Origin of the sequence: Flavobacterium sp., from assembly GCF_049318325.1 — a bacterium.
In the GTDB taxonomy this organism is placed as follows: domain Bacteria; phylum Bacteroidota; class Bacteroidia; order Flavobacteriales; family Flavobacteriaceae; genus Flavobacterium.
In genome coordinates this window covers 1-21,087 of sequence record NZ_JBMOGQ010000017.1, presented here as the reverse complement: position 1 = coordinate 21,087, position 21,087 = coordinate 1, and the positions used below count along the sequence as shown (strand labels likewise).

At 32.5% G+C, this 21,087-nt stretch carries 22 protein-coding genes; 6 read left to right on the top strand and 16 right to left on the bottom strand.

Going from position 1 to position 21,087, the window contains the following annotated elements; genetic code table 11:
• Nucleotides 1-22 precede the first annotated feature (22 nt).
• Complete coding sequence (locus ACOYLP_RS03205; RefSeq protein WP_422854731.1) at nucleotides 23-1,933, top strand: S9 family peptidase; 1,911 nt, start codon at nucleotides 23-25, stop codon at nucleotides 1,931-1,933.
• 67 nt (nucleotides 1,934-2,000) lie between these two features.
• Here ACOYLP_RS03205 and accC read toward each other — a convergent pair whose 3' ends face one another.
• From accC to pdxA, 6 genes are all read right to left on the bottom strand, one after another.
• Nucleotides 2,001-3,347 carry an acetyl-CoA carboxylase biotin carboxylase subunit gene (gene accC / locus ACOYLP_RS03200; protein ID WP_422854730.1) on the bottom strand — a complete coding sequence of 449 codons (1,347 nt, stop codon included), beginning with the start codon at nucleotides 3,345-3,347 and terminating at the stop codon, nucleotides 2,001-2,003.
• 123 nt (nucleotides 3,348-3,470) lie between these two features.
• Complete coding sequence (gene accB, locus ACOYLP_RS03195) at nucleotides 3,471-3,953, bottom strand: acetyl-CoA carboxylase biotin carboxyl carrier protein (protein ID WP_422854729.1); 483 nt, start codon at nucleotides 3,951-3,953, stop codon at nucleotides 3,471-3,473.
• A gap of 101 nt (nucleotides 3,954-4,054) precedes the next feature.
• The gene (locus tag ACOYLP_RS03190; RefSeq protein WP_422854728.1) at nucleotides 4,055-5,044 is read right to left on the bottom strand and encodes a beta-ketoacyl-ACP synthase III; all 990 of its coding nucleotides are present in this window, start codon (nucleotides 5,042-5,044) and stop codon (nucleotides 4,055-4,057) included.
• A gap of 155 nt (nucleotides 5,045-5,199) precedes the next feature.
• Nucleotides 5,200-5,394, bottom strand: a complete 195-nt coding sequence (rpmF, locus tag ACOYLP_RS03185; protein ID WP_159689777.1) for a 50S ribosomal protein L32 — start codon at nucleotides 5,392-5,394, stop codon at nucleotides 5,200-5,202.
• Between the two features lie 9 nt (nucleotides 5,395-5,403).
• On the bottom strand, nucleotides 5,404-5,943 hold the full coding sequence (locus tag ACOYLP_RS03180; protein WP_422854727.1) for a YceD family protein: 540 nt from the start codon (nucleotides 5,941-5,943) through the stop codon (nucleotides 5,404-5,406).
• A gap of 84 nt (nucleotides 5,944-6,027) precedes the next feature.
• The gene (gene pdxA / locus ACOYLP_RS03175) at nucleotides 6,028-7,074 is read right to left on the bottom strand and encodes a 4-hydroxythreonine-4-phosphate dehydrogenase PdxA (protein ID WP_422854726.1); all 1,047 of its coding nucleotides are present in this window, start codon (nucleotides 7,072-7,074) and stop codon (nucleotides 6,028-6,030) included.
• Between the two features lie 60 nt (nucleotides 7,075-7,134).
• On the opposite strand from pdxA, the gene ACOYLP_RS03170 reads away from it, so the two are divergent.
• Entirely contained in the window at nucleotides 7,135-7,725 is a 591-nt protein-coding gene (locus ACOYLP_RS03170) for a riboflavin synthase (RefSeq protein WP_422854725.1), read from the top strand.
• Nucleotides 7,726-7,760: 35 nt separating this feature from the next.
• Here the strand turns inward: ACOYLP_RS03170 and ACOYLP_RS03165 are convergent, their stop codons facing one another.
• Together ACOYLP_RS03165 and ACOYLP_RS03160 are read right to left on the bottom strand one after the other, a co-directional pair.
• On the bottom strand, nucleotides 7,761-7,979 hold the full coding sequence (locus ACOYLP_RS03165; RefSeq protein WP_422854724.1) for a hypothetical protein: 219 nt from the start codon (nucleotides 7,977-7,979) through the stop codon (nucleotides 7,761-7,763).
• Nucleotides 7,980-8,289: 310 nt separating this feature from the next.
• A complete protein-coding gene (locus tag ACOYLP_RS03160) occupies nucleotides 8,290-9,075 on the bottom strand; it encodes a hypothetical protein (protein ID WP_422854723.1) in 786 nt (261 codons plus the stop codon).
• Between the two features lie 191 nt (nucleotides 9,076-9,266).
• Here ACOYLP_RS03160 and ACOYLP_RS03155 point away from each other — a divergent pair, with 191 nt between their 5' ends.
• Nucleotides 9,267-10,364, top strand: coding sequence for a lactonase family protein (locus ACOYLP_RS03155; RefSeq protein WP_422854722.1), 1,098 nt, complete (start codon nucleotides 9,267-9,269; stop codon nucleotides 10,362-10,364).
• A gap of 315 nt (nucleotides 10,365-10,679) precedes the next feature.
• Here the strand turns inward: ACOYLP_RS03155 and ACOYLP_RS03150 are convergent, their stop codons facing one another.
• From ACOYLP_RS03150 to ACOYLP_RS03125, 6 genes are read right to left on the bottom strand one after another with little or no spacing between them, the layout of a single operon-like run.
• Nucleotides 10,680-11,306, bottom strand: a complete 627-nt coding sequence (locus ACOYLP_RS03150) for a hypothetical protein (RefSeq protein ID WP_422854721.1) — start codon at nucleotides 11,304-11,306, stop codon at nucleotides 10,680-10,682.
• Nucleotides 11,306-12,340 carry a D-alanine--D-alanine ligase gene (locus ACOYLP_RS03145; protein ID WP_422854720.1) on the bottom strand — a complete coding sequence of 345 codons (1,035 nt, stop codon included), beginning with the start codon at nucleotides 12,338-12,340 and terminating at the stop codon, nucleotides 11,306-11,308. Before ACOYLP_RS03145 ends, ACOYLP_RS03150 begins: the two co-directional genes overlap by 1 nt.
• A gap of 12 nt (nucleotides 12,341-12,352) precedes the next feature.
• Nucleotides 12,353-13,066: an NRDE family protein gene (locus ACOYLP_RS03140; RefSeq protein ID WP_422854719.1), complete on the bottom strand. Its 714-nt coding sequence runs from the start codon at nucleotides 13,064-13,066 to the stop codon at nucleotides 12,353-12,355.
• On the bottom strand, nucleotides 13,054-13,542 hold the full coding sequence (locus tag ACOYLP_RS03135) for a DinB family protein (RefSeq protein WP_422854718.1): 489 nt from the start codon (nucleotides 13,540-13,542) through the stop codon (nucleotides 13,054-13,056). The genes ACOYLP_RS03140 and ACOYLP_RS03135 overlap by 13 nt, the downstream gene beginning before the upstream one ends.
• A gap of 48 nt (nucleotides 13,543-13,590) precedes the next feature.
• On the bottom strand, nucleotides 13,591-13,980 hold the full coding sequence (locus tag ACOYLP_RS03130) for a DoxX family protein (RefSeq protein ID WP_422854717.1): 390 nt from the start codon (nucleotides 13,978-13,980) through the stop codon (nucleotides 13,591-13,593).
• 12 nt (nucleotides 13,981-13,992) lie between these two features.
• Nucleotides 13,993-14,451 carry a YHS domain-containing (seleno)protein gene (locus tag ACOYLP_RS03125; RefSeq protein WP_422854716.1) on the bottom strand — a complete coding sequence of 153 codons (459 nt, stop codon included), beginning with the start codon at nucleotides 14,449-14,451 and terminating at the stop codon, nucleotides 13,993-13,995.
• Between the two features lie 330 nt (nucleotides 14,452-14,781).
• Between ACOYLP_RS03125 and ACOYLP_RS03120 the strand changes: the two genes are divergently transcribed.
• The gene (locus ACOYLP_RS03120) at nucleotides 14,782-15,141 is read left to right on the top strand and encodes a hypothetical protein (RefSeq protein ID WP_422854715.1); all 360 of its coding nucleotides are present in this window, start codon (nucleotides 14,782-14,784) and stop codon (nucleotides 15,139-15,141) included.
• Between the two features lie 113 nt (nucleotides 15,142-15,254).
• Here the strand turns inward: ACOYLP_RS03120 and ACOYLP_RS03115 are convergent, their stop codons facing one another.
• Complete coding sequence (locus tag ACOYLP_RS03115; RefSeq protein WP_422854714.1) at nucleotides 15,255-16,019, bottom strand: sulfite exporter TauE/SafE family protein; 765 nt, start codon at nucleotides 16,017-16,019, stop codon at nucleotides 15,255-15,257.
• A 75-nt stretch (nucleotides 16,020-16,094) separates the two neighbouring features.
• The gene (locus ACOYLP_RS03110; protein WP_422854713.1) at nucleotides 16,095-16,961 is read right to left on the bottom strand and encodes a GNAT family N-acetyltransferase; all 867 of its coding nucleotides are present in this window, start codon (nucleotides 16,959-16,961) and stop codon (nucleotides 16,095-16,097) included.
• A gap of 468 nt (nucleotides 16,962-17,429) precedes the next feature.
• Here ACOYLP_RS03110 and ACOYLP_RS03105 point away from each other — a divergent pair, with 468 nt between their 5' ends.
• Nucleotides 17,430-18,494, top strand: coding sequence for a c-type cytochrome (locus tag ACOYLP_RS03105; RefSeq protein WP_422854712.1), 1,065 nt, complete (start codon nucleotides 17,430-17,432; stop codon nucleotides 18,492-18,494).
• A 317-nt stretch (nucleotides 18,495-18,811) separates the two neighbouring features.
• Nucleotides 18,812-21,087: lamin tail domain-containing protein (locus ACOYLP_RS03100; protein WP_422854711.1), on the top strand; the 2,276-nt coding region annotated here is incomplete at its 3' end.

Genomic DNA, 21,087 nt, shown 5'->3' with positions numbered 1-21,087 from the left:
AGACTTTAAATATCATATCAAAATGAAAAAAAATCTTTTATTAATCGTTATTACAATGAGTATAACAACATCGGCACAACAAATTTTATCACCGGAAGCTTTATGGAAGCTTGGCAGAGTATCGGCTATTGGAATTTCCAAAGACGGAAAATCAATTGTCTATAAAGTGACAACTCCGTCTATAGAAGAAAATAAATCTAATTCTAAATTTTACACTATCCCCGTTACCGGAGGAAATGCGGTTGAAATTCAAGAAAACGATACTCAAGATTTAGTTGTTGACAAAAATATCTCTCCTGACGTTAAATATATTTTGTCTTCGCAAGAAGTTAAAACCGAAAATGTTTTAGGTAAAGATTTCTATCCGGAATTAGAAAAATCAGAAGCTCAAATTTATGACGGATTAGACTATCGTCATTGGGATACATGGAATAACGGAACTCATAATCATGTTTTTTATGCTATCAATAAAGGAAGCAAAGTAATTCCGTTTGACATCATGAAAGATGAACCTTTTGATTCGCCACAAAAACCATTTGGTGGTGATGAAGATTATATATGGTCTCCCAATAGCAAAAGCATTATCTATGTTTGCAAAAAGAAATTCGGGACTGCTTATGCTACATCTACAAATACCGATTTGTATGAATTTGATATTGAAACAAAAACGACAAAAAACTTAACTGAAAACAATCATGGTTACGATACTAATCCAGCTTTTTCTCCAAGTGGTGATTTGACTTGGTTACAAATGAAGCGAGATGGTTATGAAGCAGATAAAAATGATATTATCGTCAGTTTCAAAGGAATGGATATAAATTTGACTGCAAATTGGGATGGTTCGGTTGAGAGTTTTAAATGGAGTCCTGATGGAAAAAAAATCTATTTTACGGCAGCTATTGATGGCACAATACAATTGTTTGAAGTAAATTTCCCTGGTTTAACCAAAATTGCTGTTACTGTAAAACAAGTTACTTCAGGCGATTTTGATGTGCACGCTATAGTTGGTATTTCCGATGATAACATAATCGTTTCAAGAACAGATATGAATCACTCTAACGAAATTTATTCTTATAATTTAAAAAAGAAAACATGGTTGCAATTAACCAAAACTAATGACGAAACGTATTCAAAATTGGCTTTGCCAAAATTCGAGAGACGATATGTAACTACAACCGATGGTAAAAAAATGTTGGTTTGGGTAATACTTCCTCCTAATTTTGATAAAACTAAAAAATATCCAACATTGCTTTATTGTCAAGGTGGACCGCAATCTCCATTAACTCAGTTTTACTCTTTCCGCTGGAATTTTTCTTTGATGGCTTCACAAGGTTATGTTGTTGTTGCTCCAAACAGAAGAGGAATGTACGGGCATGGACAAGCCTGGAACGAACAAATCTCAAAAGATTGGGGCGGGCAAGTTATGGACGATTACCTTTCAGCAATTGACGATGTTTCTAAGGAAAGTTATGTTGACAAATCGCGATTAGGTTGTATTGGCGCAAGTTATGGCGGCTATTCTGTTTATTATTTAGCCGGAATTCACAACAATCGTTTCAAAACTTTTATTTCTCATGATGGAGTTTTCAATACGCAAAGTATGTTTGGCACAACCGAAGAAGTTTTCTTTAATAACTGGGATTTTGGAGGGCCATATTGGGATAAAAACAATGCCGATGCTCAAAAAGCATACAATCAATTCAACCCGATGAATTTTGTAGATAAATGGAATACTCCTATTCTTATTATTCAAGGAGGGAAAGATTATCGTGTTTGTATTGGACAAGCCCAAGAAGCATTTCAGGCAGCACAACTTAGAGGAATAAAAAGCCGTTTCCTATACTTCCCAGAAGAAAATCATTGGGTTTTAAAACCTCAAAATGGTATGGTTTGGCAGCGTGAATTTTATAAATGGTTGAAAGAAACGTTGTAATACCAAAACCTAATTCCTAACAAGATTGTTTTAAAAAAGAAACCCAACTTAAGTTGGGTTTCTTTTTTTATTCTAGATCGTTCATTTTAAAACTCTCCATAAATTTAGTAGTATAATTTCCGGCTACGTAATCCGGTTCGTCCATCAATTGTCTGTGGAATGGAATCGTTGTTTTAATTCCCTCGATGTAAAACTCATCCAATGCACGCTTCATTTTGTTTATGGCTTCTTCTCTGGTTTGCGCTGTAGTAATCAGCTTGGCAATCATCGAATCATAGTTTGGCGGAATAGTATATCCTGCGTAAACGTGTGTGTCTAAACGCACTCCGTGTCCGCCTGGCGCATGCAAAACCGTGATTTTCCCAGGTGAAGGTCTAAAGTCATTGTATGGATCTTCAGCATTGATACGACATTCGATTGAGTGTAATTGAGGCAAGTAATTTTTACCTGAAATTGGCACGCCAGCAGCTACTAAAATCTGCTCACGAATCAAATCATAATCGATAACCTGTTCCGTAATTGGATGCTCAACTTGTATACGCGTATTCATTTCCATAAAATAGAAATTTCTATGCTTATCTACCAAAAACTCTACCGTTCCAGCACCTTCATATTTAATGAATTCTGCAGCTTTAACTGCAGCTTCACCCATTTTATGTCGCAATTCATCTGTCATAAATGGTGACGGAGTTTCTTCTGTTAATTTTTGATGACGACGTTGAACCGAACAATCTCTTTCCGATAAGTGACAAGCTTTTCCATAAGAATCGCCAACAACCTGAATTTCTATGTGTCTTGGCTCTTCAATCAATTTCTCTAAATACATTCCGTCATTACCGAAAGCCGCTGCTGATTCCTGACGAGCACTTTCCCAAGCTTTTAATAATTCTTCTTCTTTCCAAACGGCACGCATTCCTTTTCCACCTCCACCAGCTGTTGCTTTGAGCATTACCGGAAAACCCATTTCTTTGGATAATTTCAATGCTTGCTCATAGGATTCTAACAATCCTTCAGAACCAGGTACACATGGAACTCCAGCCGCTTTCATAGTAGCTTTTGCCGAAGCTTTGTCTCCCATTCTGTCAATCATTTCCGGGGAAGCACCAATAAATTTTATCCCATGTTCTTGACAAATTTTAGAAAATTTTGCATTTTCAGAAAGAAAACCATATCCTGGGTGGATTGCATCTGCATTAGTAATTTCAGCCGCCGCAATAATGTTGGACATTTTTAAATAAGATAGATTACTTGGTGGAGGACCAATACAAACAGCTTCGTCAGCAAACTTTACGTGTAAACTTTCTGCATCAGCGGTAGAATAAACTGCAACAGTTTTAATTCCCATCTCCTTACAGGTTCTAATTACACGAAGTGCTATTTCTCCTCTATTGGCAATTAATATTTTTTTAAACATTTTTCTTAGTTTGAAAATTAGACAATTTGAAAATTTGAAAATTGGTAATAGAATGTGATAATTATTTTCACCTGAGCGATAGCGAACTGACGAAGTAAATTAGCACATCTTCAAATCTTCAAATTATGATGGATCAACTAAGAATAATGGCTGATCAAACTCAACTGGTGACATATCATCAACCAGAATTTTAACGATTTTACCGGAAATTTCTGCTTCGATTTCGTTAAATAATTTCATCGCCTCTACCACACAAAGAACATCCCCTTTTCCTATTGAGCTTCCTACTTCTACAAAAACAGGTTTGTCTGGAGAAGGTTTACGATAGAATGTTCCAATCATTGGTGATTTTATAGTAACATATTTTGAATTGTCATCGGCGGCAGGAGCTGCTGGTGTGGCAGGAGCAGCGGCTACCGGAGTCGGAACAGCAGGAGCAGCAATTGCTTGTTGCATAGGAGCCTGTTGTACATAAGTAATATCTGGAGCGTTTCCTTCTAATGTAGTTCTAATAGTAATTTTTATGTCACCAGTTTCTAACTTTACTTCAGCAACTCCAGAATTGGATACAAATTTGATTAGGTTTTGAATTTCTTTTAAATCCATAATTAGTTTAGTTTAAAATTAGTTTATTGTTTTTTTTCGCTGCGCTCCAAACAATTGCTTCGCCAATTCGCTAAAGCTTCGTGTCGGATGCGCCTCGAGTGTTAGTATGCCCATTTTAAATAGATAGAACCCCAAGTGAATCCACCACCAAATGCTGCAAAAATTAAATTATCTCCTTTTTTAAGTTTATCTTCAAAATCATTTAATAACAAAGGTAATGTAGCCGAGGTTGTGTTCCCATATTTTTCAATATTCACTAACACTTTTTCTTCATCAAGTCCCATTCTACTTGCTGTAGCATCTATAATTCTTTTATTTGCTTGATGTGCAATTAACCAATTCACATCGTCCTTGGTTAAATTATTACGCTGCATAATTTTTTCACTTACATCAGCCATTCCTGAAACAGCATATTTGAAAACCGTTTTCCCATCTTGAAAAACAAAATGTTGGCCGTTTTCAACAGTTTCTTTTGATGACGGAAGAATAGAACCTCCTGCATCAATTTTAAGGTATTCTCTACCAATACCATCACTTTTCAAAAACTCATCTTGCAAACCAAGACCTTCAAAATTGGGCTCAAATAATACAGCGCCGGCACCATCTCCAAAGATAATGCAGGTTGCTCTGTCAGTATAATCAATAATCGACGACATTTTATCGGCACCTATTAAAAGTACTTTTTTGTATCTACCTGACTCTATATAGGCTGCGGCATTTGACATTCCGTATAAAAAACTGGAACAAGCTGCTTGTAGATCGTAGGCAAATGCATTAACTGCACCTATTTGGGTTGCAACATAAACTCCAGTTGATGCCACAGGCATATCGGGCGTAGTGGTTGACATGATAACTAAATCTATTTCTTCGGGATTGATTTTAGATTTGGAAATTAAATCTTGTGCAGCTTTTATTGCCATGAAGGAAGTTCCTTTACCTTTTTCTTTTAAAAGTCTTCTTTCTTTAATTCCAGTTCGGGTAATAATCCATTCGTCATTAGTTTCCACCATTGATTCCAGTACTTGATTTGAGAGTACAAATTCTGGGACATAAGCTCCAACTGCTGTAATTGCGGCTGTAATTTTATTCATAAATAGGGTTTTTTCTTTTCAATTTTTAAAGTTGAAAAGTTGTTGAAATTACAAAAAAAAAGATACCTAAGTTATTTTAGGATGGTATATTTAATAAAATTCATAAAAACAAAAAACTCCCACAAAGTGAGAGCTAGTTTTGTAAAAAACTTTAATTAAGCAACAGCTACTGATTTGTCAATAACTACCTGTCCTCTGTAATACATTTTCCCTTCATGCCAATAAGCTCTGTGGTATAAATGTGCTTCTCCAGTTATAGGACAAGTTGCAATTTGGGCTACAGTTGCTTTATAATGTGTTCTTCTTTTATCTCTTCTTGTTTTGGAGACTTTTCTCTTAGGATGTGCCATTTTACTATATTATTTATCCGTTAATAGTTGTTTTAATTTGTCCCATCGTGGGTCAATTCCTTCTTCTTTTGTTACTTCTTCTACATGTTTAACCTGCAACTCATTTAATTTTCTCAATGCTTCTGTTTGCAAAGTACCCTCTTTAACTCCTGGATGAACTCTCTTTTGAGGAATAGAAAGAACAATCATTTCATAAATATATTGTGCCAAATCTATTTGATGTTCTCCATGAGGTAGAATTAACAATTCTTCATTATCATTGTTGAATTCATCGCCAAAGTGAACAACCAAATTAATTTTACCTTTAATGGGTAAGTCAAATTGTTCTCCTGTTAAATCACACGGAAGATTAACTGTTCCTTTGTGTGCGAAACTGACTTCTAGCATTGTTGCTTTTTTTTCAAAAACAACTTTAACTTTCACGTCACAGTTTTCAAATTCATCAAAACTAAATTCGTCAAAGAACTTTTTATCAATAGTATACTCAAATTGATGCTTCCCTATTTTTAACCCTATAAAAGGAATTAAATATTCTTTAGTACTTTTCATCTAAACAACAATTTGAACCCTAAATAGGGAGTGCAAAGATATAAAATTATTGCAATTTCAAAAGCGTTATAAACATTTTTTTGTTTATAAGTGCTTTTCCTTTATTTTCATAGGATTTTTGCTCATTTCCTGGTATTGACATCTCGAATTATAGATGTCAATTGCTGTGTAAACTGCTTCTTTAAACGAATTGTAATCCGCAATTCCTTTTCCGGCGATTTCATATGCTGTTCCGTGATCAGGAGAAGTTCTAATTTTATTCAAACCGGCGGTATAATTTACGCCTCCTCCAAATGACAAGGTTTTAAATGGGATCAGCCCTTGGTCATGATAAGTCGCAACAACGGCATCATATTTTTGATATTGGCTACTGCCAAAAAATCCGTCTGCGGCAAATGGTCCAAAAACTAGAGTTCCTTTTTCAAACATTTTTTTTATGACTGGTTTTACCAATTCGTCATCTTCTTTTCCAATCACACCATTGTCTCCGGCATGAGGATTCAAGGCCAGAACTGCAATTTTTGGTTTGTTGATTCCAAAATCTTGAATCAATGTTTGTTTAATAGTATCAATTTTTTGAATAATCAATTTTTCAGTTAAACGTTCTGCCACATCATTAACAGGAATATGATCGGTTAACAAACCAACCCTTAGATTATCCTGAACCATCAGCATCAAAGCATTTCCTTCTAGCTCTTTGTCTAAATAATCGGTATGCCCGGGAAATTTAAATTCTTCTGATTGAATGTTATACTTGTTAATTGGCGCTGTAACCAAAACATCTATTTGATTTTCTTTCAAGGCTTTTGCAGCAGCAACAAATGATTTTATAGCATATTTGCCAATGATTGGATCATTTGCTCCAAAGTTTAAATCAACCCCCTCTCGCCAGATATTGAGAACATTTACTTTTCCTGGAACTATTTGATCTATTTGGTCAATTCCATGAAGTGGTATTTCTAATTCTAATGTTTTTTTAATAAAAGACATCACTTTTACATTAGCAAAAATTACAGGTGTACAAAGTTCTAACATTCTTGAGTCGTCAAAAGTCTTAAGAACCACTTCGCTTCCAATACCGTTTAAATCTCCTATTGAAATTCCCACGATTATATTTTCTGCTTTTTTCATAAGAAGTACAAGTTATTTATTGCTAATTTTGAAGTGCAAATTTAGTAAAATAAAACCATAATGTTTACAGGAATTATCGAAACCCTCGGAATAATAAAAGATTTAAAAAAAGACAATAGTAATGTAACTATTACTGTTTCTTCTAGTATAACTCATGAATTAAAAATAGATCAAAGTGTTGCTCACAATGGTGTTTGCCTAACCGTAATTGCAATCAACAATGGTGAGTATAAAGTAACAGCTATAAAAGAAACCATCGAAAAGACAAATTTAGCAGATTGGAAAGTTGGCGACATGCTCAATTTAGAGCGTGCTATGAAATTAGGCGATAGGCTTGACGGGCATATTGTTCAAGGGCATGTTGACCAAACCGGAATTTGTAAATCAATTGAAGAAGCTAATGGAAGTTGGTATTTTACTTTTGAATATGACAGTAATTTGAATAATATAACTATCGAAAAAGGTTCAATAACTGTAAATGGCGTAAGTTTAACAGTTGTGAATTCTAAAAAAAATGAATTTAGTGTGGCAATCATCCCTTATACTTTTGAACATACCAATTTTAAAAATATTAAAATTGGCACAACTATAAATCTCGAGTTCGATGTTGTGGGAAAATATGTTGCCCGATTATATTCTTTGAGGCAATAAAAGATAAAAACTATTGGAAATAAAAATGCTTCAAATTAATTTGAAGCATTTTTTATGTTTTTTATCTTGTGCAATTTATAAATCCCGAAACACATTGAAAATAGTGCAAAAAGAAATATTCCCCCATCCAAAGGCAATCCTGGTGGCGGAGGAGTTGATGATGGCGGTGGTGGTCCTGGCGCGGCAAAAACAGCTGTTCCTTGCATTAAAAACACTACCAGAATAATTAAAACTCTATTCGGGACAATTTTCATAGTGCGTAAAAGTATAAAAAAATTCTATTCGCCAAAATAAATTATTTGTTTAATCGATAAATTAATAAAAATATAAACAATGTCGACATAGAAAGGTTAGAGAATATAATTTATATGTACAAAAACAAAAAAGCCTCTACATATCTGTAAAGGCTTGATATTAAAGCGACTCAATTTGGGCTCGAACCTAGGAACACTTAATTTTAAGTCATAGTATATGACTTTATTTAATATTACTTAATTTTATAATATTCCTTTAAATCAATATTCCAACATTACTGCTGGCGTTTATAAAATAAAAGATAATTAATTAATTACAATTTACAAAATCTGCTGTGGTATATCCTGCACATTCTGCAAGACAAGCATTTGGAAATTCAATAATTACTCCACCTACATTAACACAAACTGGATTTACATCTGTAGGACAATTGCAATTAGAGTCATTACAATCATTATTTAACTGAGCATATTCATACTCATTATTAATTTGAGTAATCGTATTGTTATTATTCACAAAAAAAGGATATACAAAATTGACGATATAATTATCATCATTTCCTAGTTGTGTTGCTAAGTTAATTAAATCTTGATAGTTATTTACTGTAACCGTTTGATTGTTGCTCATTAAAAATGAAAGCGGGTAAACGAATGAATAACAAGATCCTGAAACAATATAATCATCGTAGGTATCCATATCGCATGCGTTGATCACACTCCAAAATTCTGATTCGTTTGAAATAGTAATCGGAGTAGTGCTTCCTGGAGCGATTAAATTAAAAGGAAACGCAATTCCATTTATGTACAATTCACTTGTTTCACTTTCAAGCACTGCAATTAATTCTGTTTCATTTGATACAGTAACTGTTGTTCCGGTATTGTAAGCTAGCGTTAATGGGTAAACAAACTCATAACACATATTAGAATCAGTAACAACATTCTTTCCGGAAATGTTGTTTTCTCCTTTGAATTCATTTAAGTAAATTCGAAGAGCAGAACTTTTTTGTGTCTTGATAGTTTCATCTCCAGATGAACACGCTACAAATAAAGTGGTCCAAATGCTAGTAAATAGCAGTAAAAATTTAATATTTCTCATGATAATTTGATTTAATTTGGACAAAAATATAAAAAATATTTTTGTTTAACAATTTTAAAAAAATTTTAAACAAAATTTGATATAGCAAAGATGATTTTTACTAATGAAGTTAATTTTAGAAAAATTAAAAAACTGACTTTCAAAACAATTTTTATTATGTTTGCCCAGTTTATTTTAAAAAAAATCAAATTATGAGAACCAAATTAAGTCTAATAGTTATTCCAATATTTTTAATATTAATTGGATGTGCCAATGACAAAGAAAACACTCAAAGCACTAATGGCTTCGTATTTACTATGAGCAATGCCTTGAGCGGAAATGAGTTAATACAATACAAGATTAACACAGATGGTTCACTAAGTTTGGCAGCAACCTTGGCAACAACGGGTCTCGGAACAGGTGTTAATTTGTCAAGTCAAGGTTCCGTAATTTTAAGTTCCGATAAAAAATTTGTATTTGTTGTAAATGCTGGAGATAACAGTCTTTCTTCGTTTTTGATGTTGCCTACTGGAGTAATGACCTTCGTTGGTAAATACAATTTGCAAGGAATAAGACCAATTAGTATCACTCAACGTGGAAATTTAGTATATGTTCTTTGTAACGAAGGTGCAACTGGAGTGAGTTCTTTTGAGGGATTTGTATTATCAAGTTCGGGTGTTTTAACTGCTATTCCCAACTCAAAACAAACTTTTCCAATTGATGTTAACCCGGCGCAAATTTCGTTTGTACACAATAATGTTTTAGTAGTTAGCGAAAGAGCTACAAACCAACTTAGTAGCTATAAGTTAGATCCAACAACTAATATTTCAATTTCTTCGCAAAACATAACAACATCACATGTTTATCCTTATGGTTTTGCAGTTAATTCTTTAGGTCAAATTTTTGTAACTGAAGCCAGTGCTTCTAGTTCTGTTTCAAGTTATTTAGTTTCACAAACAGGAGAATTGAATGCTATAAGTACCTTATCAAATGCACAAGCAGGGGCTTGCTGGGCAGCTATAAATTCAACTTCAACTATTTGTTATTCAAGCAATGCTGGGGCAAATACAATTTCATCATTTGAAATTTCATCAACAGGAACATTAACAACTACGCAAACTGCCATTGACCTGGGCGCAGGTAATAGTCCTTTGGATATTGGTATTTCATCGAACGATAAATATTTATATGTGTTGGCTGGAACCAGCGATAAAATCTTACCATTTAAAGTTGAAGGAACTGCATTAAGTCTTATAGACTGTGAACCAATTTATGTTCCAGGTGCAGCTTATGGCCTGGCGGTTTATTAAAAATTTTGATAGTCAATGCTGACTATTGTATAATGAAAAACCATTTAAACAGTGAATTTCTAATTTTAAAAATCTATTGTGTTTTATTGTGTTTAACCAATGGTCTTTTTTTTTGGAAGTGTTACAAAAAGAGTTTTGCAACGATAAAAACAGTTAACTATTACTGTAGATATGCAACATTTGAATTAGGATAAAAAATCTTTTCTCGGTTCCACTATTAAATTTACGGCCAAAATTCTTTAAGAAATTTTCGAGTAAAACCTTTTCTTTTACGTTAATTATATAAAATATAGTTTGAAAAGAAAATTAAAGAATTTAGGCTTTGTACTTTTTAAAAAATTGGAAAGATTGAAAAAAACCTAAGCACAAAAAGACTAAGGGTATAATCATCTTCATCAAATACTTTGACAGAAAGTCGATGTTGGAAGCAAAATAATGAAGTGCTAAAATCAAACTTAACATACCGCAAAATGTTCCGGTTATAGTTCCTAATACATAAACATACTTTTTGCCGCCGGAAACTTCAATATACTGACCATTTAACAGCCATAAATTCCAACCGGTCCAAAATGGAATTTGGATAAAATTGAGGCTGCTTAAAAAAATGCCTAAAATCGCTGGGGAATAATTGAATGTTGTTGAAAAATTGTCTTTTGAATGAGTGTTTGAGTAAAAATAGTAGGCTAAAAGAAACATAAACACTATCGAAAATACTTGGATATACTTTTTTAGTTTTTGGTTCTCATCTAATTTTTTGGCAAAAATTAATGTGAAATAAATCACTAACATCTCAATCAAAACTACACCAAGCAAATAATAAACTGTTGCCAACAATCCATTTTGTGTATATATATCAAATCCAATCACATTTAAATATCCCAATGGAATTGAACCGATAAAACTTACCCCAAAACCTACTGCTATATTTTTTAAGTATGTCATTAAAAGTTGACTATTTTTTGGGATTGTTTACGATGTAAATGGTATTGTTCCATACCTATTTTGTGGGGCAAATAACCAAAACCTTGTTTGTGATTTTCTACACTAATTTCAAACATGTATGTAATATGTCTTGCCAATTCTTTCCAAGCAAAAAAGAGGGAATGCTTAGGGTCGTATATGTGTGTTGGTTCACTGGCCGCGCCGTTTAATTCGACTATAGCGAAATTATTGCCCTGTAACAATTCTTCCCACGAATTGTACATTACATCCATTCTGCCAAAATAAAACCCATCAATCTGTAAACACATTTCGTCAATCACCTTGGTCAATTCGGGTGAAATTAAATGACTGTAATCCAAAAATTTTGCGCCTCTAGCATGATTCCCGTATGGAACTAAGTTGCGTTTTTCTCCCTTTGGCAAAATATTCTTGAGTTGGTTACCGTATTCTTTACGCAACACTTTCAACTGCAATTCATAGCGTGGATTGGCTTTTATCAACATTTCCATAGTCGAGAAACCGTCACCTTCGATAATAAGAAATTCTTTGGCCACAATTCCGGTTATTCGCCCGTTTTTCTCGTGTGGATATCGGACATAAAAAATGCCAACTTCATTGGGAAATGGAATCAATTCTTGGATCAAAAAATCAAAATCAGCATGACTGTGATAGGTTCTTAAATCGGCTAAATTATCTATCTTTTTTACTGCCGAACCGCGCAATCCAATATCGGGTTTTGCAATAAAAGGAAACTTGATTTCAGACTGATAAAGAAATTGTTTTACTTCATCAAAAGTGAGCTTTTCTTTGATAAATTGAGTTTTCGGGTAAAACTGTTTCGGAATCAAGTTATAGATTTCAATTTTGCTATCCATAAAAAACCCACCATTACGCATGGTTGGATTGGACGTATTAAAAAAGAAAATAGTTTTGGCTTTTATCGCATAATAAGCCCATAGAAAATAAATCGGAACATATACTATTTGGAAAGGCCAATACTCCCAATGCAAAATTTTGTGTATGAAAAGTTTCAAAATAATTATAAATTATGAAAGCGATAAAAAGACATTGGAAAATTTTTTTTCTGCTATTAAATCGTTATAATAGATTGAGATTTTATTTTTTTCAATTACAGTCTGTGTAATACTAAGTGTTTTCAAATTATCGTTTCGATTGATAACTAATCCATGCTCAGAATTATCACCTTCGGTATAACGGTGAAAGTTAAACAGTTCTTCTTCGTTGACTTCAATTTTAGTCTCTAAAAAAGCATGGAACCATTGTGCTCGTTTTTCCCTAATCTCTTTTGAATATAAAGTTGATGACGACCAAATATGGTTTTGATTTATATCCAAGGCTAAACTGCATTTCTCCAATTCATTCCAGCGCAATTGATAGAGCTTTTGGTTTTCGAATAAAACTAAAGTAAACGGTTCGATATCCTCCAAGTCTATGCTTTGCCAAGCTTCCAAGGGTGAATTACTGCCCATCAAGTCTAGCACAATCAAACCTCTACTTTTTCTGTAACCGGCTTTGAATGTGTGCTTTTCCTCGGCACCATTTAATAAAACCAAAACATTAGAATATTCATCAACAGCATACCACGTACCTCCAGCCTTTTTGTCTTTAGGAAAAACAACTTTTTTATTTTGAACCAAATAGGCCAAAGGTTCATTAGCGCCAGGACGAATAACCTTTTCATCACGATTAGAAGTAATAATAATTTTGCCGTTTTTATGGACAAAACTTACTGTGCACATTGTTTTCTAAATTCAATGGTAGAACAAGCAACACCGAAATTATCGTTGACTAAAATATTTTCCAATTGTAAAACTGCCACTTTAATTAAAGCTTGATGGTGAATACAATGTTCTAAATTATATAACAATTCTCGATGATAATTGCTTTCAATAAGTATTTCTTCCCCATCAATAAATTGCTGCAACTGAATAAATTTATTAGGCTTATCCAATTGATTTAAAATTAAATCGATAGACTGTTTAGCAAATAAGGTATCTGTTTGGATGTACTGATCTCTCTTTCTTTTATCATAATTCACTACACCTAAATCATATTGCTTTTCTAAACACTGAAACATTTCAATAACGTGTCGTGTATGTTCACCAATACTAGAATTACTCAAAGCAGGGCAAGGTTTAGAAAAATCCTCATTGGAAAGTTGGGAAAGTAACTCTGAAAGTTCGTTAAGGGTTTTATAAATAGATGAATTCAGCATATTTAAGTTTGCTTAATGATAATAAATTCCCATTTTATGGAATAATAGTTATATTTTAAATTTCAGTAAATCTGGGATTTTATTTCGTTGGGTAAATACTAAAAACAAACAACAAGATAAAGTAATAACCGCTAAAGCAAATAAGGTCCCTCCGTCATTTTGCACTACAATTCCCAAAACAAATAAATGTGAAAAAATTGCACCTAACATAGTTCCCATCCCTAAAAGTGCACCAAGTAAAGTAGTCCTAGGAATTAAAATTAATATTGAAGCAATCAATTCAACAATTCCTGATCCAATTCTTCCATAGGGTTCTATTCCTAAGGTTTCAAAAATATAAATACTTTCATTAGCACCTGAAAATTTAAAAAAAAGAGTCTGTAATAAAATAACTGCGGCGGTTAGTTTAATAATCCAAATAAATAATTTGCTTTTCATAATTTGTTGGTTTTAGTTGATAATTTTTTTCCAATTAGCATCAGCTTTTCTATTCAGATTAGCTTCATCTTTGTTCCATGATTTTAAAGTATTGTTGAAATATGCATTGTAAAACAAAAACAGTTTTCCGTTAACGATTTTGAAAGTTTCCGGATCAACTTCTACTTTTTCCCCTTTAGCACCCATAGCATAGGCACACCATCCGCCGTATTGAGGGTCATAACCAGATGGATTTTTTTTAAAGAGTTCTTTATTATCGTTGGAAGAAAAATAATAAATTACACCATCATATGTTGTTGCTATAGATGATTTTCCTTTAACTGCTTTTTTTTGTGTAAAATAGGCAACAGGATCATAGCCTTGAATAGCAAGGCCATTTTCAAGATTATATTCTTTACTTTTTTTTACTGTCGATTGAGCTGATAGTTGTGGGACTGATAGTATAAACAATATTAATATTAAATTTTTCATGATTTCTTAATTTTAATTAGACTAATCGAAATTATTTTAACAAATGTAATTTATTGTCAGCTACTATACAATAGTCTATTTTTTGCATTTAATTTTTATCCAATTTTCATTGCTTTTGCAAACTTTTCTTCTAGTTGTTAAAGCCATTTTGATTTGTGAATACGTCCTAGTATGATTATAAAAAAATACTTTGGAATTAAAGAACATGAAATTTACTATATATGTGACAGTTTGACTTTTTAACATTGAGTGATTTTTTATTTAATATTACAAACATTTTACTTCTATGAGGAAAATGTATATTTTTATGGAGAAAAAAATTGTAACACAATGAAAAAACTTTTAGTTTTAATAGGATTTGTATTTGCCTTTACATTGAATGCTCAAGAAACCCCGAAACCTGATAGTAAAATGGAAGCTGGCTTCGAAGGGATGATAGGATTTTCAGCAAGCGATAGAATATTTGCCTTGAATGTAGGTGGACCAAGTTGCAAATACCGATTTTCTAATACCTTTAAAATAGGGATAGGCGCTTTTCCTTCGCTCTTCTTTTTTGAAGACAAAGTATTTCCTCGAATGGCTTTTTCACCCATTATTGAACACAAAAAATGGTTGTTCATAATTCCATATTATGGCTACGACTCTAAAGACCGAATGTTATGGACTGTTGGATTGGGATATAAGTTTTAAAGGAAAGCCCGATACGAAAGTATCGGGCTTTTTTTATTTTATAACTATTAGCATCCCAAAATAAAGAATTTGCTAAGTATCAAGAAGAAGCATTTACTTAAAATAATAAATTATCAAAAAAATAATTTTATTACCAATGTTATAATTTCAAATACGATTATTAAAATCAAAATTCTGTAAATCCATTTTTTTACGTTTTCTAAATGTGCAATTTTACTTCCCCAATAGCCACCAAAAAAACTTCCAACAGACATTATCAAGCCAATTTCCCAATTGATTATACCATTGAACGCAAAGATTAGCAGAGAAACTAAGCTTATTATGATTAAAAGGAAATTCTTAATTGGATTTGCTTTTGTCAAATCAAACCCGCAGGCAAGGATTAATTCGAACAATATCAATATGGCAGAATCTAAAACAATGAGGCCGGCCCAAATTCCAATCAGAAAAAAAATGATATAACTCTTTATGGAAATCGTTGTTTGAATCAGACTTCTGCCTTTTAATATTTTTCTTGAATTACTGATAATCAGTATAAATGAAAATACCAATGCGACTAAAAGAACCCATTGAAGTTTCGTTGAATCGATAAATTCATTAGAAATAGTGCCTACTATAACACCAAAAAATAAAGGAATAGAAATCAATAACGTTTTAGACCAAATGAGATCTTTTGATCGTTGGAAATTATACACTGAGATTGTTGACCCAACTAAAATTGGTAATCTATTTGTAGCATTAGCCACCAAAGGGGGAACGCCAAAAAAAATCATAGCAGGTAATGTAATTGCTGAGCCACTACTAGCAAGCGTATTCATTAATCCGCTAAGAAGTCCACAAAACAAAAAAAGAAATAAGGAAGAAATATCCATAGTCATTGTATAATTTATTTATTCAAATATTTTTTTTATAAGGTTCACTTCTAATAAAAATCGCTAAAGTTTGTCGAAATATTATCCTAATTCAAAACTAGTAATACCAAATATTCTATCAGTCATCGTATTAGGTGGTGTGCCATAATACATTCTGGCGCATTCAAAGACATAAGTAGCATTATAATCTTTAACCATTTGCATGGCTTGACTATTAGAGCAAGGGATATCTATCGATATAGCTTCATCTATTGCGCTATTTAAACAACATTCATAAAGTGAACGTGCAATGTTTTCATTTAAAGCAAATAAAGGTCCTATTTTAAATCCTTTAATACATTTTCTCACTACAGCGTAACCACAGATAGTATCATTCTCTTTATATAAAAAGGCTTTAGCATTAACCGAAAAAAGCCATTGAGATAAAAATGTAGTTCTCGGTACCCCAAAACAAAGCTTGTCAAATTCTTGAACTGCTTCAAAATCGCTTTGAGTTATTTTATGAATATTGGGATTTATTTCGAATGTAGTTCCATTACGTTCATACCGCTCATCGCAAAAAGCAATTTCAAACCCTCCTTTTTTGTAAAAGGGTTGCATAGCTACAACACCATCCATTCCTATGGAAGCATCTTTTTGTAAACGACTTAGTAATGTATCTCTCCTGTATAACCAAAGTTTTTCACCAATTCCCTTACCTCTGAATTCAGGATGTACTATAAAAAACCCCATAAACCCAAATAATCCTTCATAAGAAACTATTGATCCGCCACCGATGAGTTTATTATTATGAAAACAACCCATGTAACCTTCGGGATCAGTATTCCAAAATAGTTTAGCATCATCTATTCCCGGATTCCAGCCTTCTTCGGCAGCCCAACTCACTAAAATTTGAAACTCCTCAAAAATCAATAGTCTGAAAGTATAATCTGTGGTATTTAATTCCATTGTTACTTGGTTTTAAATAAATAAAGTAAACGGATAATCATAGCTTGGGTACCATTATGAATTACATTTTTGTAATCGACTGCAAACCGTGGACTATGAAGAGATGGAATTACATAAATCAAAATAGTGGAGCTTATTATAATTACTGATTTTTCGAAAGCAAATATATAAAAAAGTAAAAAGTGAATTTGCTAAAATACACTCTTTACATTTTGTATACTTTATAACTAAGTTTGAAACACTCTTTTAGTTTTTTGAATAAAACAGCCCTTTTTTTCTGATTATTTACACTATCAAAGAAAATCCAAAAAAATATTTTGCGATTTTTTATTACAATTCCTGAGATAAATCTATCGTTTATAAAGTGATTAATTATGGAATAATTTTGCTGATAACTAGATTTTTTTAATTTTATGGATTAAAAATTAAAAACAACCTTACTTTATAGTAAACACTATAAATAATTTAATGATTCCCGAAAAAATAAACGAAGTACATTTCCAAAATCTTGTAAAAAAATTAGGTTATTTATTTTTAGCCTTCCTGATCTTAACGTTAGTGTTATTTGCTTTTTTATTATTTTTTTCATCGATCTCAGCTTGTTTTAAAAACACCAATGTTGTCCAAAAAGAACTTTATGTTCCCATTGAAAAAGATTCGACTTTAGAAATTGAAATAGCAAAATTTTGGAAACCTGCTATGATTGACACCATTACTGATCCTACTTTAAAAAAACAAGTCGAGTACGGCCAAGAATTAATTGCCCATACTGCTAAATATTTAGGTCCAAACGGAAGCGTAAAAAAAATCACTAATGGAATGAATTGCAATAATTGTCATTTGGATGCTGGCACAAAACCATGGGGTAATAATTATGGCTCTGTTTATTCTATGTATCCAAAAATGAGAGCTCGAAGTGGACAAGTTGAAAACTTATATAAAAGAATTAGTGACTGTATGGAAAGAAGTTTAAACGGTCAAAATATTGATGAAGACAGCAAGGAAATGAAAGCAATGATCGCATATATTGAATATATCGGTAAAAATGTTCCGAAAGGTCAAGAGGCAATTGCATCAGGAATTTATAATTTAGAATATTTAGAAAGAGCAGCAGACCCAATCAAAGGTAAACAACTATATGAGGTTCTATGTTCAAAATGTCATATGGTAAACGGACAGGGTATTTTGGCACAGGATAAAAAAGAGTACATTTATCCACCGCTTTGGGGCAACAATTCTTTTAATCAAGGAGCTGGACTATACAGAATTAGTCGTTTTGCAGGTTATATCAAATACAATATGCCGAAAGGAGCAACTTATAGAAATCCCCAATTATCAAATGAAGAAGCGTGGGATATTGCGGCATATGTTGAAACGCAAGCCAGACCAATCAAAGACTATAGTCAAGACTGGCCCGATATTTCTAAAAAACCAATAGACCATCCTTTCGGACCTTTTTCTGATAAGTTTACAGAAAAACAACATAAATTTGGTCCTTTCAAACCCATCAGAAAGGCACATCCAAATAAGTAATTAAACATAAAAAAAGGAACAATAACAGCAGAAAATTCCTTAAATCGGCAGGGATATGAAGTCTGGCCGCCTACCTCAAATTGTTGGATTGGTTCTTTTGTCTTCTTTATTGGTTCGGGATAATTTTGGTTTAACTAATGCACTAAATTTATTAATGGCATCTCAAAAGCACTGAGTGATAGGAATTCAAACTATGCTTGGTTTTTGAGTTAATAGAGTGGCTGATAATCAGCCACTTTTTCCATTATTTTTTTATATTTGCAGACTAATTGTTTAATTGTCTTAACAATAGCTTTGATAATTTCAACTATAACACTATGAAAAAAATTATTTCCCTGTTAAACACTCTATTATGTGTTATCTATTGTAATGCTCAAGTTCCAGGTCCAATATGTGTTGTTATACAGTCATCATGTACAGTTCCGACAGGAACAATTGATGTAATATCCCCTTTAAACAATTACCCTTCTAATTTATTCATTTCAGAAGTTACAGATCAATTAGCAGGTGCTTTAACCTATATTGAAATATTTAATAGCACAGGAACAAATATTAGTCTAAACAACTACAAAATTAGGGTTTTTAACAATGGGAACTCAACTCCATCTTGTGATTTAATCTTGTCTGGAACAATTCAAAATAATACAACAAAAGTAATTGCTTTAGGCAGCAATGTTAACTTAGGTGGTGTAGTTCCTGACTTAACTTTTGTTTCATGTGGTGGAATAAATAACAACGATTGTATTAAATTAACAGATTTAAATAATAACGTAATTGATTTATGGGGTGTAACAAATGGTACGGTATTTACAATAACAAATTCGGGTTATGATTACAGGAGAAACAACACCTCATACCATCCAAATACTACATGGAACCCTTCTGATTGGAGTGCATTGCCAAATGAAGATTATTCTAATGTTGGATTATATAATGAAACATCATACCAATATAGTTTGGATGGTATGCCATACCAATCTAACCCTCAATTTAATAATGTTGTTCCTGGTAATCACGTTATTTTTGCAATAGAAACATCCTCTGGTTTGCTTTCTAATCCCGTTAGTATAATAATTTATCCACCATATAATGATAGTTATATCACTGGAAATAATTCTATATGTAATGGACAAAGCACAACTTTAACCGTTGTGAGTAATTGTCCAAATAATAATTACTTATGGTCAAATGGTAGTACTTCTGATTCTATAACTGTTAGTCCCACACAAACAACAAACTATACTGTAACTATATTTTCTCCTTTTGCAATACCTCAGGAAATTACATTATCTCAAACTGTTCAGGTTGCGAATCCTTCATCAGCAACAATATCTGCTAATTCATCTATTTGCTTGGGTCAAAATGCAACAATTACATTTAATGGAACACCAAATGCCACAGTAACCTACAATGTAAATGGAGGTGCTAATCAAACAATATTCTTAAATGCAAATGGTAATGCTAACCTATCAGCAAATTTAACAACAACAACAACCTATTCTTTAGTAAATGTTAGCTTAAATGGTTGTATAACTAATCTTACTGGAAGTGCAACAATAAATGTATCAAGTCCTCCTGTAATAACTCCTCCTTATTCTCCCTACACTGTTTGTGATGAAAATCAAGATGGATATAGTTCTTTTGACTTAAGTAGTTTAATCCCAGAAATAATTATTGGGCAGAGTGGAATTTCGGGTACTTTTCATGAAACTTTAATAGAGGCACAATTAGGAATCAATGCTATTCCACTTAGTTTTCCTTATAATAATATTAGTCCTTTTTATCAAATTTTATTTGTAAGAGCTGAACAAACTGTTAATTCAAGTTGTTTTACAATTTGTCCAATTGAACTAAACGTAAATCCCAGTCCAATCAGTCCAATATTAAACAACTTAACAGCATGTGACAATGATAGTAATCCAAATAATGGAATGACAACATTCAATCTAACAACACTAAACCAAGCTATTTTGGCCACTAATCCAAATTGTCAAGATTGCGTTATAACATATTATACCACTCAATTACAAGCACAAACTGGAACTAACTCAATACCAAACTCAACTAGCTATATTGGGTTTAATGGCCAAATGATTTGGTATAGAATAGAAAATAGCAACGGTTGTTTTAATGTTGGTAATTTCGAACTACAAACTTCATCAGTGTTTACCATCAATGCTCCAACAACATTTAATAAATGTGATAGTGATGCTAGCCCAAATAATGGATTTACAAATTTTGATTTAACTACAAAAGACAATGAAATAAAATCCGGATGTACAACATGTTCTGTTTATTATTACCCGAGTAATAGCGACGCAATTAACAATACCAATATTATTTCTAATCCTAATAATTATACTAATTCGGTTGCATCTGTTCAAAGTTTAGGAGTACGTGTTGTAAATACTGGAGGATGTATAGTTAATACAATTTTAACTATTAGAGTATTACCATTGCCAACCCCACGAACTAATCCACCGGCTTTGGCACCAAAATGTGATAATAACCTTCCAGGAGATATGTTAGAGGTATTTGATTTAACGGTTAATGAAGGGTATATAGCAAACGGAGATCCAAATCTGACGTTTCA